Annotated in this window: 14 protein-coding genes; 11 read left to right on the top strand and 3 right to left on the bottom strand. The window is 61.5% G+C overall.

Going from position 1 to position 16,261, the window contains the following annotated elements:
• Positions 1-190: 190 nt before the first annotated feature.
• Complete coding sequence (locus tag IB238_RS14835; protein ID WP_192248234.1) at positions 191-445, bottom strand: GlsB/YeaQ/YmgE family stress response membrane protein; 255 nt, start codon at positions 443-445, stop codon at positions 191-193.
• Between the two features lie 242 nt (positions 446-687).
• Here IB238_RS14835 and pncB point away from each other — a divergent pair, with 242 nt between their 5' ends.
• The gene (gene pncB, locus IB238_RS14830; RefSeq protein ID WP_192248231.1) at positions 688-1,992 is read left to right on the top strand and encodes a nicotinate phosphoribosyltransferase; all 1,305 of its coding nucleotides are present in this window, start codon (positions 688-690) and stop codon (positions 1,990-1,992) included.
• Positions 1,993-2,315: 323 nt separating this feature from the next.
• Here pncB and rhaI read toward each other — a convergent pair whose 3' ends face one another.
• A complete protein-coding gene (rhaI, locus tag IB238_RS14825) occupies positions 2,316-3,608 on the bottom strand; it encodes an L-rhamnose catabolism isomerase (RefSeq protein ID WP_192248228.1) in 1,293 nt (430 codons plus the stop codon).
• 13 nt (positions 3,609-3,621) lie between these two features.
• Positions 3,622-5,721 (bottom strand): bifunctional rhamnulose-1-phosphate aldolase/short-chain dehydrogenase, encoded by a 2,100-nt coding sequence (locus IB238_RS14820; protein WP_192248225.1) that lies wholly within the window; start codon positions 5,719-5,721, stop codon positions 3,622-3,624.
• 202 nt (positions 5,722-5,923) lie between these two features.
• On the opposite strand from IB238_RS14820, the gene IB238_RS14815 reads away from it, so the two are divergent.
• The 10 genes from IB238_RS14815 to cheY1 all read left to right on the top strand — a co-directional run bounded on the left by IB238_RS14815 (position 5,924) and on the right by cheY1 (position 16,258).
• Positions 5,924-6,736 (top strand): DeoR/GlpR family DNA-binding transcription regulator, encoded by an 813-nt coding sequence (locus IB238_RS14815; protein WP_192248222.1) that lies wholly within the window; start codon positions 5,924-5,926, stop codon positions 6,734-6,736.
• Positions 6,737-6,780: 44 nt separating this feature from the next.
• Complete coding sequence (gene rhaS, locus IB238_RS14810) at positions 6,781-7,770, top strand: rhamnose ABC transporter substrate-binding protein (protein ID WP_192248219.1); 990 nt, start codon at positions 6,781-6,783, stop codon at positions 7,768-7,770.
• A gap of 264 nt (positions 7,771-8,034) precedes the next feature.
• Complete coding sequence (locus tag IB238_RS14805; RefSeq protein ID WP_192249662.1) at positions 8,035-9,534, top strand: sugar ABC transporter ATP-binding protein; 1,500 nt, start codon at positions 8,035-8,037, stop codon at positions 9,532-9,534.
• Positions 9,531-10,508 carry an ABC transporter permease gene (locus tag IB238_RS14800; RefSeq protein WP_192248216.1) on the top strand — a complete coding sequence of 326 codons (978 nt, stop codon included), beginning with the start codon at positions 9,531-9,533 and terminating at the stop codon, positions 10,506-10,508. Before IB238_RS14805 ends, IB238_RS14800 begins: the two co-directional genes overlap by 4 nt.
• Positions 10,508-11,512: an ABC transporter permease gene (locus tag IB238_RS14795; RefSeq protein ID WP_192248213.1), complete on the top strand. Its 1,005-nt coding sequence runs from the start codon at positions 10,508-10,510 to the stop codon at positions 11,510-11,512. The genes IB238_RS14800 and IB238_RS14795 overlap by 1 nt, the downstream gene beginning before the upstream one ends.
• A gap of 8 nt (positions 11,513-11,520) precedes the next feature.
• Positions 11,521-11,835: an L-rhamnose mutarotase gene (gene rhaM / locus IB238_RS14790; RefSeq protein WP_192248210.1), complete on the top strand. Its 315-nt coding sequence runs from the start codon at positions 11,521-11,523 to the stop codon at positions 11,833-11,835.
• 7 nt (positions 11,836-11,842) lie between these two features.
• Positions 11,843-13,207: an FGGY-family carbohydrate kinase gene (locus IB238_RS14785; protein WP_192249659.1), complete on the top strand. Its 1,365-nt coding sequence runs from the start codon at positions 11,843-11,845 to the stop codon at positions 13,205-13,207.
• Between the two features lie 513 nt (positions 13,208-13,720).
• Positions 13,721-15,466, top strand: coding sequence for a globin-coupled sensor protein (locus tag IB238_RS14780; RefSeq protein WP_348648254.1), 1,746 nt, complete (start codon positions 13,721-13,723; stop codon positions 15,464-15,466).
• Positions 15,467-15,596: 130 nt separating this feature from the next.
• Complete coding sequence (locus tag IB238_RS14775) at positions 15,597-15,896, top strand: STAS domain-containing protein (protein ID WP_192248204.1); 300 nt, start codon at positions 15,597-15,599, stop codon at positions 15,894-15,896.
• Entirely contained in the window at positions 15,893-16,258 is a 366-nt protein-coding gene (gene cheY1, locus IB238_RS14770; protein WP_056316210.1) for a chemotaxis response regulator CheY1, read from the top strand. The genes IB238_RS14775 and cheY1 overlap by 4 nt, the downstream gene beginning before the upstream one ends.
• The last annotated feature ends 3 nt before the right edge of the window (positions 16,259-16,261 follow it).

The following is a 16,261-nucleotide window of genomic DNA, read 5'->3' as shown; positions in this document are numbered from 1 at the left end:
GCTGGCCTCATGCCATCAGCAAGTGTGCGGATCATGCACCGCGTAAGTGTGAATGACGCTCCGGATACCGTCTTTGTCGTCCGTCAAATATCTCCTCACATAGTAGCCGAATATCGGTGCCGGCGGCGTTGTACCGCCGACACACCGCAGTGGAGGTCGCCTTACGGGCGCTATGCTGCCGGCGCGCCGATCAGGCCCGCTTGACGATCCTGATCAGCATGAGGAGGATCACAGCGCCGATCGTGGCATGGATGATCGACCAGACGACACCGCCGCCGACGCCGATACCGAGTGCCGGGAGCAGGTAACCCGCGATGAAGGCGCCGATGATGCCGACGACGATGTTACCGATGAGACCGAAGCCGTAGCCCGAAACGATGAGGCCGGCCAGCCAGCCTGCGACTGCACCGACGATAAGAAAGACGATGATGCTTTCGATACCCATGGACGCGCCTCCTGAGAGCGAGTTGATCAACATCGCCAGCATTGATTGAAGGCGGAAAGAATACAAGAGCTTATCGTTCCACAATCCGGCCCGGCTTTACTTGCCCCAATCTCATTCCTTAGTCTTGCAGGAGCCCCGATAGGCGTGCCATGAGTGCGTCGTAAGCGGTGTGCGCAACCGCCCGCGGTTTCGTTTCGGTAGAACGGATCGGTGCCGCGCGAAGTGCAGCGAGGTTCGATTTCATGACCAAGACGGATATTGCCCGTCGCGTGTACGACAATGCCTGGAAGCTCGACCCGATCGTACGCAGCCTCCTCGATACCGATTTCTATAAGCTTCTCATGCTGCAGATGATCTGGAAGCTCTATCCGGACGTCGACGCCACGTTCTCGCTGATCAACCGGACGAAAACGGTGCGGCTTTCTGACGAGATCGATGAGCAGGAATTGCGCGACCAGCTCGACTATGCCCGCACGATCCGCTTCACCAAGAAGGAGATGATCTGGCTTGCCGGCAACACCTTCTACGGCAAGAAGCAGATATTTTCGCCGGAGTTCCTCGCCTGGCTCGCCGATTTCCAGCTGCCGGACTATCATCTGGCGCGCAAGGACGGGCAGTATGAGTTGACGTTTTCCGGCCGTTGGTCGCACACCACCATGTGGGAGATCCCGGCGCTGGCGATCATCAACGAATTGCGCTCGCGCTCGGCAATGAAGGGTATGGGCGAGTTTGCGCTCGACGTGCTCTATGCCCGGGCAAAGGCGAAGATGTGGGCCAAGGTCGAGCTGCTGCGCCAGCGTCCGGACCTGCGCATTTCCGATTTCGGCACCCGCCGGCGGCATTCCTTCCTGTGGCAGCGCTGGTGCGTCGAGGCACTGAAGGAGGGCATCGGGGCATCCTTTTCCGGCACGAGCAACGTGCTGCTTGCCATGGATACGGATCTGGAGGCGCTCGGCACCAATGCACATGAACTGCCGATGGTGGCCGCCGCACTGACGCGGACCGACGCGGAACTGGCAGCCGCGCCCTACAAGGTATTGCAGGACTGGAACCAGCTCTATGGCGGCAACCTTTTGATCGTGTTGCCCGATTCCTTCGGCACCGCGGCCTTCCTGAAAAATGCACCGGACTGGGTCGCAGACTGGACGGGCTTCCGCCCTGACAGCGCCCCCCCGATTGAAGGTGGCGAGAAGATCATCGCCTGGTGGAAAAAGAAGGGGCGCGACCCGCGGGAGAAACTGCTGATCTTCTCCGATGGGCTGGACGTCGACACCATCATAAAGACCTATGAGCATTTCAAGGGCCGCGTGCGCATGAGCTTCGGATGGGGTACAAACCTCACCAATGACTTCATCGGCTGCGCGCCCCAGCCCTTCGGCGGACTCGATCCTATCTCGGTCGTCTGCAAGGTCAGCGACGCCAATGGACGGCCGGCGGTAAAGCTGTCCGACAATCCGAAGAAGGCGACGGGCGATCCGGCCGAGGTGCAGCGCTATCTGAAGTTTTTTGGGACGGAGGATTTTGTGGAGCAGGTGGTGCGGGTATAGCTCTCCCCGGGGACCCGCATCCGCCTGCCGACACGTGTCTCTTTTCCGCGCCGGGAGAAAGACACTTGCCGCGCCTGCTCTCGTCGCTGAGTTCAAATGAGCGTCCGGCGGCGCCCATCTTGCTCGTCATGCCGGACCCGATCTTGCATCCAGATTGAGTAAACTCTTGCGCGCGAATGAGTCCTTTGCACCGCGGGCATGGCACGGCTGGATCCCGGCTCAAGGCCGGGATGACGGTAATCTCCGCAACTGCACCCAGAGGCCTTTCATGGAATTGACGGCAGATGCAGTTCCGTCGTTGCCTTGCGGCAATTCCCTGAATATCACACGATCCCGCCACCGCCGCTGGCAACCGCCGGACGGTCTGTGGCGACCTTTGCCCGATACCCGGCAGAGCGATAGGTCGCAACAGGATCGATTGCCCCGCCGTTTTCACAGCGCACCATGGCGAGGATCGGCTCGACGTCTGTGCGGAAGGCGGCTTTCAGCGTCTCGGACGCCATCAGCGCGTCGTTGGCCTCCTGGTAACCGGCGAGCGCCTTGCGGTCGACGATCAGCCCCTGCGCATAGGCGCGGCAGACTTCGGTGGCGCTGCGCATCAGGCTCTCGATCGGGTCGGTGACGTTGTGGCTCTGGTCCAGCATGTGCGCCGGCGCGAAGCCTTCGGCTTTTCGCTCTTCCGCGTTGACCAGTTCGTTGAAGACGAGGAATAGGCGGTAGGGCTCGATCGAGCCGGTATCGAGGTCGTCGTCGCCGTACTTCGAGTCGTTGAAGTGGAATCCGCCAAGCTTACCGAACTGGATCAGTCGCGCGACGATCATCTCGATGTTGACGTTCGGCGCGTGATGGCCGAGGTCGACGAGGCAGAAAGCCTTGTCGCCCAGTTCCTTGGCGATCAGGTAGTTTGTGCCCCAGTCCTGTACGACGGTCGAGTAGAACGCCGGCTCGTACATCTTGTGCTCGGTGAAGATGCGCCAGTCATCGGGCAGGTGCTTGTAGATCGCCTTCATCGCCTCGAGATAGCGCTCGAAGCTCCTGGTGAAATCGGTCTGGCCGGGAAAGTTGCTGCCGTCACCGATCCACACTGTCAGCGCTTTCGAGCCGAGCTTCCTGCCGATCTCGATGCATTCGATATTGTGCTCGATCGCCTGCTGGCGCGTTGCCGCATTCGCATGCGACAGCGAGCCGTATTTGTAGGAATGCTCCTGCTGCGGCGCGTCCGAAAAGGTGTTGGAGTTCATTGCGTCGAAGCTAAGGCCGAGTTCGTCACCCTTTGCCTTCACCGCCGAGATGTCGGCGACCTTGTCCCAAGGGATGTGCAGCGACACCGTCGGCGTGGCACGCGTGAGTTCGTGGATGACGGCGCAGTCTTCCAACTTGTCGAAGATATTGCGCGGTTCGCCTTCGCCGGGGAAGCGGGCGAAACGCGTGCCGCCGGTGCCGACGCCCCAGGACGGCACGGCGACGGCGTAGGCGGCGACCTTCTTCTTCACGGCGTCGATATCGACGCCGCGGCGCGCGAGTTGATCGCAGAGATGGGCGTAGTCACTCTTTAGATCGGATATGCGTTTCGCGTTCTCAGCTGCGATCACGTCCTTCGAAATCATCGTTGTCATGGCCGGTCCTCCGTTAGCGGGTGAAGGACTGGGCATTGCCCGCGTCGACGTTGATGATGTTGCCGGTCGATTTCGCTGACATGTCGGAGGCGAGGAAATAGATCGCTTCTGCAATATCCTCCGGGAAGACACTGCGCTTCAGCATCGAGCGCTCTCGGTAGTGTGCCTCGAGATCGTCAACGTCCATCTTGTAGGCGGCTGCGCGCTGTTCCTTCCATTCACCGGTCCAGATCTTCGAGCCGCGCAGCACCGCATCCGGATTGACGACGTTGACGCGGATCTGTTCGGACGCACCCTCCAGCGCAAGGCAACGGGCCAGGTGGATCTCGGCGGCCTTGGCCGTGCAATAGGCTGCAGCGCCCGGCGAGGCGGCGAGCCCGTTCTTTGAGGCGACGAAAACGACATTGCCGCCCGCCTTCTGCCGGCGGAAGATTTTGAAGGCTTCGCGCGAGACGAGGAAGTAGCCGGTCGCGAGGATGTCAATGTTCTTGTTCCAGAGGGCCAGCGTCGTCTCCTCGATCGGCGCGGAGGAGGCAAGGCCGGCGTTGGAAACGAGGATGTCGAGGCCGCCGAATTCGCTGAGCGTATCGGCGAAGCTCTTCTCCACCAGCGCCTCGTCGGTGACGTTCATCGCGACCGAGCGCACGAAGTCCTTGCCGTAGCGGCCGGCGAGCTCGGCTTGTGCCGAAGCGAGTGCTTCCCCGTCGATGTCGGCGAGCACGACGCAGGCGCCCTCGGCCATCAGGCGGTTTGCGGTCGCCTTGCCGATCCCTCCTGCGCCGCCGGTCACAAGCGCGATGCGCCCGGCGAGGCTCTTCGGCTTCGGCATACGCTGCAGCTTGGCCTCCTCGAGCAGCCAGTATTCGATGTCGAAGGCTTCCTGTTCCGGTAGGCCGACATAGGTGGACACACCCGAAGCGCCGCGCATGACATTGATGGCGTTGACGTAGAACTCAGCGGAAATACGCGCCGTTGCCTTGTCCTTGGCAAAGGTGATCATGCCGACGCCGGGGACGAGATAGACGACCGCGTTGGGATCGCGCATGGCCGGGCTGTTGGCGTGCTTGCAACGCTCGTAGTAGCTGGCATAGTCGGCGCGATAGGCGGCGATGGCGTCGGCAAGGCCGGCAAGCGTGGAGTCAATATTGGGCCGTGCGGGGTCGAAGTCGACCACCAGCGGGCGGATCTTGGTGCGCAGAAAATGGTCCGGGCAGCTGGTGCCGAGGGCTGCGAGCGAGGCGAGGTCCTTCGAGATGACGAAATCGAGAACGGCCTCGCTGTCGTCGAAATGGCCGACCTTCTTTTCGTCGGTGCCGATCAGGCCGCGGATGATCGGCATGAGCTTTTGCGCGATTGCACGGCGCTCGGTGGTCGGCAGGGCAGGTTTGACGGCGCCGCCAAAGGGGGCGGCGGTGTTTTCGGCCTCGAACCAGGCGATCGCCTTGTTGATGATCTCGATCGTCGTCGCGTAGCATTCCCTGGCCGTGTCGGCCCAGGTGAAGAGGCCGTGGCTTTCGAGCACGACGCCGCGCGCCGCGGGGTTCTCTCTGCAGAATTTCTCGAGCCACAGGCCCAATTCGTAACCGGGGCGTTTCCACGGCAGCCAGCCGATGTCGTCGCCGAAGATCTTCTGCGTCAGTTCGCGGCTGTTCCTCGAAGCGGCGATCGCGATGATCGCGTCCGGGTGCATGTGGTCGACATGCTTTTTCGGAACGTAGGCGTGCAGCGGTGTGTCGATGGAGGCGGCCCGCGGATTGAGGTTGAAGGTGCAGTGGGGGAGGTAGCCCACCATCTCATCCTCGTGTTCTATGCCGCGATAGAGTTCCTTCAGCGCTTCGAGTTTGTCCATGTAGAGGGTGGCGAACCCGTCCATTTTGATCGTGCCGACGTCGCCGCCCGAGCCCTTGACCCACAGCACCTCGACCGTTCCCCCGCCGAGCGGGTGCTTCTCCATCACTTTCGCCGAGGTGTTGCCGCCGCCGTAATTGGTGATGCGCTTGTCGGAACCGAGCAGGTTGGAGCGATAGAGAAGGCGCTCGGATTCGCTCATCGAAGCTGCCTTTGCCTCATCCCAGAGATTGGCAAGGCGCGCCCCTTGTTGCTTGTCCAGCATCGGCAATTCCTCCGGTCGTTTGTCGTGCGACCCTGGCGGCCGCCTGTCGAATTCGATGGAGTCAAATTTCACGGATATCGCGACAATGTCAATCATAAACGCTCAAAATTGGTCATATTGCGCCGCACAATGAAAAAAAATGATTGATCGTGATTGACATTGCGCGGTCGCAATGGAAGCATGTGAGCAACTGGGAGGAGCCATGCACGAGAAGGAAAGACACCGGATCATTCTGTCGGCCGTCCAGGAAAAGCCAGTGGTCACGGTACCTGAACTGGTGGATCTGACAGACAGTTCCGAGGCGACGATCCGGCGTGACATTGCCGCGCTGCACTTGCAAAAGCGCCTTCGTCGCGTGCGCGGCGGTGCCGAGGCAATCAATCCGCCGCAGTTCGTCGGCCTCGCCGGCAGGCCCTTCAGCGTCAACGAGGCGCTGCACACCAAGCAGAAACAGGCGATCGCCAAGGAAGCGGTGGCGCTCTGCCAGGACGGCGAGCCGATCATCATCAACGGGGGCACCACGACGTTCCAGATGGTGCATTTCCTGGCGAACCGTCGGATGCAGGTGTTCACCAACTCGTTTCCGATCGCCGAGCACCTGCTGAAGCACTCGAAGAACACGGTAATGCTGTCGGGTGGCACGATCTATCGCGAGCAGAACATCATCCTCAGCCCATTCGAAAATGACGTGACGCGCAATTTCTATGCGCGGCGCATGTTCATGGGCGCGCAAGGTCTCGGGCCGCTCGGTCTAATGGAGGCCGATCCTCTGCTGATCCAGGCCGAACAGAAACTGATCGACCAGGCTGACGACCTCGTCGTGCTGGTCGATTCCTCGAAGTTCAAGAAGCGCTCCAGCCTCATCCTCTGCGGGCTGAAGCGCATCGCAACTGTCATCACGGATTCGGGCATCGAGGACCGGGAAGCCTCGATGCTGGAAAATGCCGGCGTCAGCCTGATCGTCGCGGACGTTCAGGCGGCTGCGCAGGCGGAGAATGCCCCCTCGCAGGCATAGGGCCGGCAGGGGAGGGGAACGAACAAGTCAGGGAGGACTTCGAAATGAAGATCTGGAAAGCACTGCTCGTGGCGGCTGCCGTTTCCACGGCGCTCGTCGCAAACGTCGCAAACGCGGCGGACAAGAAGATCGCCCTCGTCGTCAAGGCGCTCGGCATCGGCTTCTTCGAAGCCGCCAACAAGGGCGCGCAGGAAGCGGCCAAGGAACTCGGCGATGTCGAGGTGATCTATACCGGCCCGACGACGACCACGGCCGAGGCGCAGATCGAGGTGATCAACTCGCTGATCGCCCAGAAGGTCGATGCGATCGCCGTCTCCGCCAACGACACCGATGCGCTCGTTCCGGCCCTGAAGAAGGCGATGGATCGCGGCATCAAGGTCATCTCCTGGGATTCCGGCGTCGCCCCGGAAGGCCGCATGATGCATCTCAACCCGTCGTCCAATCCGCTGATCGGCAACATGATCATCAAGCTTGCAGCCGATCACCTGCCCGATGGCGGCGACGTGGCCGTGCTGTCGGCCTCGGCGACCGCGACGAACCAGAACACCTGGATTGCCGAGATGAACAAGGTGCTGCCGAACTACAAGGGCATCAACGTCGTGGCGACGGTCTACGGCGATGATCTTGCCGACAAATCCTATCGCGAGGCGCAGGGGCTGATGCAGTCCTATCCGAACCTGAAGGCGATCATTGCGCCGACGTCGGTTGGTATCGTCGCAGCCGCGCAGGCGGTTACGGATGCGGGCAAGGCCGGCCAGATCAACGTCACCGGTCTCGGCCTTCCCTCCGAAATGGCCGGCCACGTGAAGTCGGGCGCCTCCAAGTCGTTCGCGATCTGGAATCCAATCGATCTCGGCTACTCAGCGACCATGATTGCCAACGACCTGATTGAGGGCGCGGAAGCAAAGCCCGGTGCCGAGCTGAAGATGGGTCGCATGGGCACGGTCAAGCTCGACGACAAGAATGAAGGCGCGATGGCCGACCCGTTCGTCTACGACGCCTCCAACGTCGAGGAATTCGCCAAGATCTTCTGATCTGGCGAAGCCCGGCCCGACATGTCGCCGGGCCAGACTGTCTTGAACTGACGGTGCCCCTCATCCGGCCTGCCGGCCACCTTCTCCCCGTGAACGGGGAGAAGGAAGCAAAGCGGAAACCTGGCCGTTCCCTCTCCCCGCCTGCGGGGAGAGGGCTAGAGTGAGGGGCAACCTCTCTGAGCAGTGCAGTGCGATGTGCGGCTCTGCTTTCGACAAACCAACCCGGCGGATGAGCCCTTGTTGCAGGACACCACCACATCGCGGATGAAGCCGGCGATCGCGCTGGAGGGGATCTCGAAGTCCTTCCCCGGTGTACGGGCGCTCTCCGAAGTCTCGCTGTCGCTCTATCCGGGCTCTGTGACGGCGCTGGTTGGCGAGAACGGTGCGGGAAAATCGACACTCGTGAAGATTCTCACCGGCATCTACCAGCCTGACGCCGGCACGATCCGCGTCGACGGCGAGGAGACGCATTTTCCGGCCGCAAGTGCCGCGGCCAAGGCCGGTGTGACAGCGATCCACCAGGAAACCGTGCTGTTCGACGAGCTGTCCGTCGCCGAGAACGTCTTCCTCGGCCATGCGCCGCGCACGCGGCTTGGCCTGATGGATTGGGGCAGGCTGAACGCCGAAGCCCGTAAACTGCTTCACCGTGTCGGCGCCGATCTCGATCCGACCATTCGGTTGCGCGATCTCGGCATCGCCAGCAAGCATCTGGTGGCGATCGCCCGCGCCCTTTCGATCGACGCGCGCGTCGTCATCATGGACGAGCCGACCGCTGCACTCTCCTACAAGGAGATCCATGAGCTTTACGAACTGATCGACCGCCTGAAGGCCGACGACAAGGCGATCCTCTTCATCAGCCACAAGTTCGACGAGATTTTTCGCATTGCGGACCGCTACACTGTCTTCCGCGACGGTCGCATGGTCGGCGAGGGGCTGATCGCAGACACGCGCCAGGACGATCTGGTGCGCATGATGGTCGGCCGCGACGTCGGCCAGGTCTTCCCCAAGCAGCAGGTAGCCATCGGCGAGCCGGTGCTGACCGTGTCAGGCTATCGCCATCCGACCGAGTTCGAGGACATCTGTTTCGAGCTGCGCCGTGGCGAGATCCTTGGGTTCTATGGTCTTGTCGGCGCAGGCCGTTCCGAATTCATGCAGTCGCTGATCGGCATCACCAAGCCGTCCGCGGGCGCGATCCGTCTCGACGGGCAGGTGCTGGTCATCCGCTCGCCGGCCGAAGCGATCGAAGCTGGCATCGTCTATGTCCCGGAAGAGCGGGGGCGGCAGGGGGCGATCATCGGCATGCCGATCTTCCAAAACGTCACGCTGCCATCGCTGGCGCGCACCTCGCGATCCGGCTTCCTGCGGATGGCGGAAGAGTTCAAGCTGGCGCGCGAATACACGTCCCGGCTGGACCTGCGCGCCGCAGCCCTTGATCAGGACGTCGGCACGCTTTCCGGCGGCAACCAGCAAAAGGTGGTTATCGCCAAGTGGCTGGCGACCAAGCCAAAGGTCATCATTCTCGATGAGCCGACCAAGGGCATCGACATCGGCTCGAAGGCGGCTGTCCATGCGTTCATGAGCGAGCTTGCCGCGCAGGGACTGAGCGTCATCATGGTATCCTCGGAGATCCCCGAGATCATGGGCATGTCTGACCGCGTCATCGTCATGCGCGAGGGACGGATGGTGGGCCAATTCAATCGCGAGGAACTGACAGCGGAAAAACTGGTGCGCGCCGCCGCAGGTATATCGGAGGCCGCACAATGAACGTTCTCCTCAGAAATCGCGAAGCACTTCTGGTCGTCGCGATCCTGGTGCTGGTCGCGCTGATAGCGACGCGCTTTCCCGGCTTCGTCGAACCGGCCAATCTCGGACGCGTCTACAACGACACCTCGATCCTGATCATCCTTGCACTCGGTCAGATGGCGGTGATCCTGACGCGCTGCATCGACCTTTCCATGGCGGCGAATCTCGCGCTCTGCGGCATGGTCGCCGGCCTGATCAACCTGGCCTATCCCGATCTGCCGATCCCGTTCGTGATCCTGGCTGCGATGGCGCTGGGTGCTGCACTCGGCTCCATCAACGGTCTTCTCGTCTGGAAACTGGAGATTCCGCCGATCGTCGTGACGCTCGGCACGTTAACGATCTATCGCGGAACGATCTTCCTCCTGACGAACGGGCAGTGGATCAACGCGCACCAGATGAGCGAGACCTTCAAGCGCCTGCCGCGCGCCGACCTTCTCGGCATTCCAACGTTGTCGTGGTTCTCCATCCTGATCATCGCCATCATGTTCGTCGTCATGGGCCGTACAGCACTCGGCCGCGCCTTCTATGCCGTCGGAGGCAATCCGCATGCGGCGGTCTATACCGGCATCGACGTCGGCCGCACGCGCTTCTTCGCCTACTGTCTGTCGGGTACGCTGGCCGGGCTTGCAGGTTATCTCTGGGTGTCGCGCTATGCGGTTGCCTATGTGGACATCGCGCTCGGCTTCGAACTCGACATCATCGCCGCCTGCGTCATCGGCGGCATCTCCATCGCGGGCGGTATCGGCTCGGTGCCGGGCGCAGTCCTCGGGGCATTGTTCCTCGGCGTCATCAAGAACGCATTGCCGGTCATCAACATCTCGCCCTTTGCCCAGATGGCGATTTCCGGCACCGTTATCATCATCGCGGTTGCCGTCAATGCGCGCGCCGAGCGGCGCAAGGGCCGGGTCATTCTCAAGAAGGCGGAGGCGCACTGATGGCTGATGCAAATATAAAGTCGCGCCACATCCCCGACCGGCTTCAAGGCCGCGGCGCCCGTTTTCTGAAGAGCTGGGAAAGCCTGCTTGTGGTGGTGGCGATCCTGATCTTCATCGCCAACTCTTTGGCCTCGCCCTATTTCCTCGATCCGTGGAATCTGTCGGACGCGACCTTCAACTTTACCGAAAAGGCGATGATCGCCTTCGCCATGGCGATGGTCATCATGGCCGGTGAGATCGACCTGTCGGTTGCGGCGATCGTCGCGCTGACTTCGACGACCATGGGGTATGCGGCAACGCAGGGCTTCGATACGCCGGCGCTTGTCGTGGTCGGACTGGCCGTCGGGCTTGTCTGCGGGGCGATCAACGGGCTTCTCGTCACCCGCCTCGGTCTGCCCTCGATCGTCGTGACCATCGGCACCATGAGCCTGTTTCGCGGCATCGCCTTCATCATTCTCGGCGACCAGGCGTTTACCGAGTATCCGGCAAGCTTCTCCTTCTTCGGGCAAGGCTATGTCTGGTGGGTATTCTCCTTCGAATTCTGCCTTTTTCTCGGCTTTGCCGGCTTCTACGCGCTGCTCCTGCACAAGACGAATTTCGGCCGGGCCGTCTACGCGATCGGCAACAACCAGACGGCAGCGCTGTTTTCAGGTGTCCGGGTGGCACGGGTGAAGTTCACCCTGTTCCTGCTGACCGGTCTGATGTCGGCGATCGCCTCGATCTGCTTGACCTCGCGCCTCGGCTCGACGCGCCCTTCCATCGCGCTCGGCTGGGAGCTCGAAATCGTCACGATGGTTGTGCTCGGCGGCGTCAGCATCCTCGGCGGTTCGGGAACGATCGGCGGCGTCATGCTGGCGGCGCTGATCATGGGCATGGTCACCTTCGGCTTCGGTCTGCTAAACGTTCCCGGCATCGTCATGTCGATCTTCATCGGCCTGCTGTTGATTTCGGTGATCGCGCTGCCAATCCTCTATACGCGCTTCAAGCGTCGCATCACGCAGTGAGGGAGGGAATGGAAAAGTACGCTTTCCGCATGCGTCTCATTCCCGGCATGGCCGAGGAATACAAAGCGCGCCACGACGCGATCTGGCCGGAGCTTTCGGCATTGCTGAAAGAGGCGGGCGTGTCGGACTACTCGATCCATCTCGACGAGGAGACGAACCTGCTGTTCGGCGTCCTGTGGCGACGCGACGACCACACCATGGGCCGGTTGTCCGAACATCCGGTGATGAAGCGCTGGTGGGCGCATATGGCCGACATCATGGAGACGAAGCCGGACAACGAGCCCGTTGCCGTCCCGCTCCGCACTGTCTTTCACATGGATTGAGCCGGATATCATGGCAGAAACGATCGCCGTCATCGATATTGGCAAGACGAACGCCAAGGTCGTGCTCGTCGACGGAGAGAGTTTTCGTGAATTGGCCGTCCGCACGATGAAAAACGGCGTGGTGGATGCCCCGCCATATCCGCATTTCGACACCGAACGACTATGGGCCTTCATCCTTGAAAGCCTTAGGGCCCTGCATGCCGAGCGGACGATCGACAGGATTTCCGTCGCGACGCACGGGGCGACTGCCGCCCTCGTCGACAAGGATGGCGGATTGGCGCTGCCGGTCCTCGATTACGAACATGCCGGGCCGCAAGAGCTTTCAGCCGAATACGAGGCGCTGCGTCCGGCTTTCGCCGAAACGGGCACGCCGAAGCTGCCCGTCGGACTGAACGCCGGCATGCAACTCTACTGGCAGTCCCGCCGATTTCCGGAGGCCTTCGCCAAGGTCGCGGCCATTCTGATGTATGCGCAATACTGGTCGTTTCGGTTGACCGGCGTTCTGGCCGGCGAGGTGACTTCGCTCGGTTGCCATGCCGACTTGTGGGAGCCCGCGAACCATCGTTATTCGACGCTCGTCACCCGCCAAGGCTGGCAGCGACTGATGCCATCGCTGCGCAAGGCCTCCGATGTGCTCGGAGCCGTCCGCGCGGATGTTGCAGCCGTCACGGGCTTGCATAGGGAGACGCCAGTTCATTGCGGGATCCACGATTCCAACGCGTCTCTTCTTCCCTACGTCCTTACCACACCGTCGCCCTATGCGGTGGTATCGACCGGGACCTGGGTCGTGCTGATGGCCATGGGCGCAACGCCAAAGGAGCTCGACGAGCATCGCGACACATTGGTCAATGTGAACGCGCTCGGCGATCCGGTGCCATCTGCTCGCTTCATGGGCGGCCGGGCATTTTCCTTGCTTGGCGGCAGCAATGCGCTCGTCGGCGATACGGCGATTGCTAACGTTCTTGCGAGCCAGGCAATGATCCTGCCCTCGATCCCCGGTGATTCAGGCCCCTATCCCGGCCAGGAGGCGCGGTGGACCATTGATCGCGGGCAACTCGGCGAGGACGAGGCTCAGGTGGCTATCGCTTTCCATTTGGCGCTGATGAGCGCCACCTGCCTTTCGCTGATCGGCGCGGACGGGCCTAGCATCGTCGAAGGGCCGTTCGCGGCAAATGTTCCCTATCTCGCCATGCTGAAAGCGGCGACCGGCAGGGACGTGTTCGTCGGTGAAAGCGCCACCGGCACCAGCATCGGTGCGGCCTGTCTTGCGGTTGAAAATGTACCGAAGCCGAGATTGCGGCAGGTCGAGGAGTCGCTACCCGAAGCGGCCGTGGCCTATATCCAAAAATGGCGCGACCTAGCCGATAACTAGCGGCCAGCGCTCCGCTGATAGCTCAGTGGATAGAAGCGATCAGAAAATTGCAGCCGTCCGGGTGGGCTGCTGGCGGTCTATACCGATAAGGGTGGCGACTGCTGCAAGCGTTGCGATAGTCAGAAGCATTGCACTCAACAAAAGAACAATCATTGCTCATTCCCAGAGGACATCATCGTCTCGAATACGCTTGTAGCAGTCAAACCTTGCTGTTGCCTTGCCGATTTTGTCTTTCAGCCAGGCTGGACTAGCGAATTTTAGGGATGAAGTGGCGAATTTGACTCACTGCCTGGCAACATCACGCTTGCCAGTCGAAAAATTGCGCCTCCTTCCGCAATCATTGCGCGGCGAACTGCATAACGATGGAAGAGTCCATTAACCTTCAGGCAAGGAATTAACCATAAACATGAGAGCACGCGTCGGAATGGGAAATTGGACCATTTCCCACTCAGGCATGATGCCGTACCGCCCGCACCGGTTTCGACCCGGTATCAAGCTTCACCGAATTACACCATGGACCGGCGTACGGCAGCCAGTTGGCGCCGAGCATATCGAAGTGATGCGGCAACTAAAGCCGTAGGATCGTTGCACGTCCCCGTGGCAAATTCATTGGCTTGGCCAGCGCAACTGGCCGGCAAACTGCATTGCGCATGGGGACTTAAAGTGCAGGAAATGCCAGCAGAACAGGCTCAGACGGCGCAGGCGGCAAGCCTTCGCGATCGCCTGAGATTTGCTGGCCTGGAGCCCTCCCAGGGTGAAATTCTGCGCACTCACCGTCAGACGCTTGAGCGGCATGTCGAAACAGCGCTTCGCGATCTCTTCCAGCGCTTCCAGACCTTTCCCGATGCGGCCCGCCATTTCCAGAGCGAGCGCGCGGTTGATCGCCTGCACGACCTTCACGCTTCCCATTGGAGCGTCCTCACCGACGCGCGGTTCGACGGTCTCTATGCCGAGCGAGTGAAGGTTCTGGCTGATGTTGAGAGCCAGATGGGCCTTGACCCGCGCTGGCGCATGTCCGGCCACGCCATCGTGCTCGAACACGTCATCGACGGGCTGATCGAGGAATATTGGCCGAGGTCCATCCTGTCGGGCGCAAAGAACAGCCGACGACAGGAACTGACCGAGCTTTTGACAGCTTTTGTCCGCACCGCCATGGTCGACGCGGAGATTGGCGTGTCACTGCGGTTCAACGAACTGCGCCACAACCATCACCGTGCGATGGGCGAGCAGCGCCAGATCGATCACGGCGCGCTGGAAGGCACCTTCGGTGAAGTCATTCGCAGCCTTGCCAATCTCGATTTCACCCACCAGACGGGCGAACAGATGCCTGATGCCTGGCGAGACCTTGCCGGCACGCTGAATACCGCGCTGGAGAATGTCCAGCGCCATCTGGGCGATGCGCTCGAACACGGCGAGGCCTCCGACGCGTTGGTGCGAACGTTGTCGGTGCAAACCGGCCGGCTCGCCGAGCGCTCGTCGTCGCAGTCGACGGAACTTGCCGATACAGCCGCCTCCCTGGCCGCGATTGCAGATCGGGTGAAGGCGAACCTTTCCGAAACACGCAAGGCCGAAACGGCGGTTCACGTGACACGCCAGTCAGCCGAGCAGAGCGGTCGCATCGTTGGCGAGGCAATGTCGGCGATGGCGGATATCGAAGCGTCGGCCGAAAAGATCGGCCAGATCATCGGAGTGATCGACGAGATCGCATTCCAGACGAATCTGCTTGCACTCAATGCCGGAATCGAAGCGGCGCGGGCCGGCGACAGCGGTAGAGGCTTTGCCGTCGTGGCGCAGGAAGTTCGTGCGTTGGCGCAACGCTCGGCGGATGCAGCGCGCGAGATCAAGCAACTGGTTTCCGGCACGAAGGCACAGGTCGAGGCTGGCGTCGACCGCGTCAACCGTACGCAGGACGCGATCGGCGGCATCGTGCGCCAGGTTGTCGATATCAACGACGCGATCGCAAGCATTGCCCGGCAGGGCGGCGAGGACGTCAGCGGGCTGGATGCGGTCGCAGGCAACCTCGGAAGGATCGGTACCCAGGCGAAGGGCGATGCCGAGCTTGCCGCAAGCGCCGGCCAGTCCGGGGCGGACCTGCACACCGTTATTCTTGAGCTGGGGCAGACGATCCGGCAGTTCCGTATTCGCCCACCGCAGCCGACAGCCGGCAGCGTCGCGCCACGCGCGATCGAAGGAGCGTGGGATGCGCAGTTCTCTTCGGTCGCTCCTCCGGCGGCCAGAGCAATCGGATTCGGAGGCTGACCATGCGCCAGGAACAGCCTCGCCACCATTTCTCGACCGAACGAAGCCGGCGCCAGGGCGTCAGCCTGTTTCCGGTCACACCGACGACCCGAACTTTCAACGCGGACAGACGCAGACAAGGAACGCAGTGATGGCGAGCAAGAAGGCCGCTCAGAAAAGCCTGAGCCTGGCACCCGTGCTGGATCTCAACGAGGCGACCGCACTTCGCGACAAACTGATGGCGCTGAAGGGCAGCAACCTAACGATCGACGCATCCGCCGTCGAGCGTGTCGGCGCGCTTTGCGCTCAGGTGCTGATGGCGGGAGCGAAGACCTGGGAAGCCGACAAGCGCGCCTACACGTTTGCAAATGCGTCCGAGCCGTTCCTGAAGACGATGCAACTCATCGGCATCGACATTGAACACCTGCTGGCCAAGGAGACTCAGCAATGAAAAAGAAGGTTCTTACCGTGGATGATTCACGGACGATCCGGAACATGCTTCTGGTGACGCTCAACAATGCCGGGTTTGAGACGATCCAGGCCGAAGACGGCGTCGAGGGGCTTGAGGTGCTGGAAGAGGCCAACCCCGACGTCATCGTCACCGATATCAATATGCCGCGTCTCGACGGTTTCGGCTTCATCGAGGGAGTTCGTCGCAACGAGAAGTACAGGGCCATTCCGATTCTCGTCCTGACGACCGAGAGCGACGCCGAAAAGAAGAACCGTGCCCGCCAGGCCGGTGCAACCGGCTGGATCGTCAAGCCGTTCGACCCCACCAAACTCATCGATGCAATCGAGCGTGTAACCGCTTAAATC

Source organism: Rhizobium sp. ARZ01 (assembly GCF_014851675.1).
GTDB lineage: Bacteria > Pseudomonadota > Alphaproteobacteria > Rhizobiales > Rhizobiaceae > Mycoplana.
This window is presented reverse-complemented; position numbering and strand designations above follow the sequence as displayed.

What these genes read in the sequence shown, in the direction of transcription:
- cheY1 (WP_056316210.1), top strand. Translation starts at nt 15,893, where the DNA reads ATGAAAAAGAAGGTTCTTACCGTGGATGATTCACGGACGATCCGGAAC.
- IB238_RS14820 (WP_192248225.1), bottom strand. Translation starts at nt 5,721, where the DNA reads ATGCTGGACAAGCAACAAGGGGCGCGCCTTGCCAATCTCTGGGATGAG.
- IB238_RS14835 (WP_192248234.1), bottom strand. Translation starts at nt 445, where the DNA reads ATGGGTATCGAAAGCATCATCGTCTTTCTTATCGTCGGTGCAGTCGCA.
- rhaM (WP_192248210.1), top strand. Translation starts at nt 11,521, where the DNA reads ATGGAAAAGTACGCTTTCCGCATGCGTCTCATTCCCGGCATGGCCGAG.
- rhaS (WP_192248219.1), top strand. Translation starts at nt 6,781, where the DNA reads ATGAAGATCTGGAAAGCACTGCTCGTGGCGGCTGCCGTTTCCACGGCG.
- IB238_RS14795 (WP_192248213.1), top strand. Translation starts at nt 10,508, where the DNA reads ATGGCTGATGCAAATATAAAGTCGCGCCACATCCCCGACCGGCTTCAA.
- IB238_RS14780 (WP_348648254.1), top strand. Translation starts at nt 13,721, where the DNA reads ATGGACCGGCGTACGGCAGCCAGTTGGCGCCGAGCATATCGAAGTGAT.
- rhaI (WP_192248228.1), bottom strand. Translation starts at nt 3,608, where the DNA reads ATGACAACGATGATTTCGAAGGACGTGATCGCAGCTGAGAACGCGAAA.
- IB238_RS14805 (WP_192249662.1), top strand. Translation starts at nt 8,035, where the DNA reads ATGAAGCCGGCGATCGCGCTGGAGGGGATCTCGAAGTCCTTCCCCGGT.
- IB238_RS14775 (WP_192248204.1), top strand. Translation starts at nt 15,597, where the DNA reads ATGGCGAGCAAGAAGGCCGCTCAGAAAAGCCTGAGCCTGGCACCCGTG.
- pncB (WP_192248231.1), top strand. Translation starts at nt 688, where the DNA reads ATGACCAAGACGGATATTGCCCGTCGCGTGTACGACAATGCCTGGAAG.
- IB238_RS14800 (WP_192248216.1), top strand. Translation starts at nt 9,531, where the DNA reads ATGAACGTTCTCCTCAGAAATCGCGAAGCACTTCTGGTCGTCGCGATC.
- IB238_RS14815 (WP_192248222.1), top strand. Translation starts at nt 5,924, where the DNA reads ATGCACGAGAAGGAAAGACACCGGATCATTCTGTCGGCCGTCCAGGAA.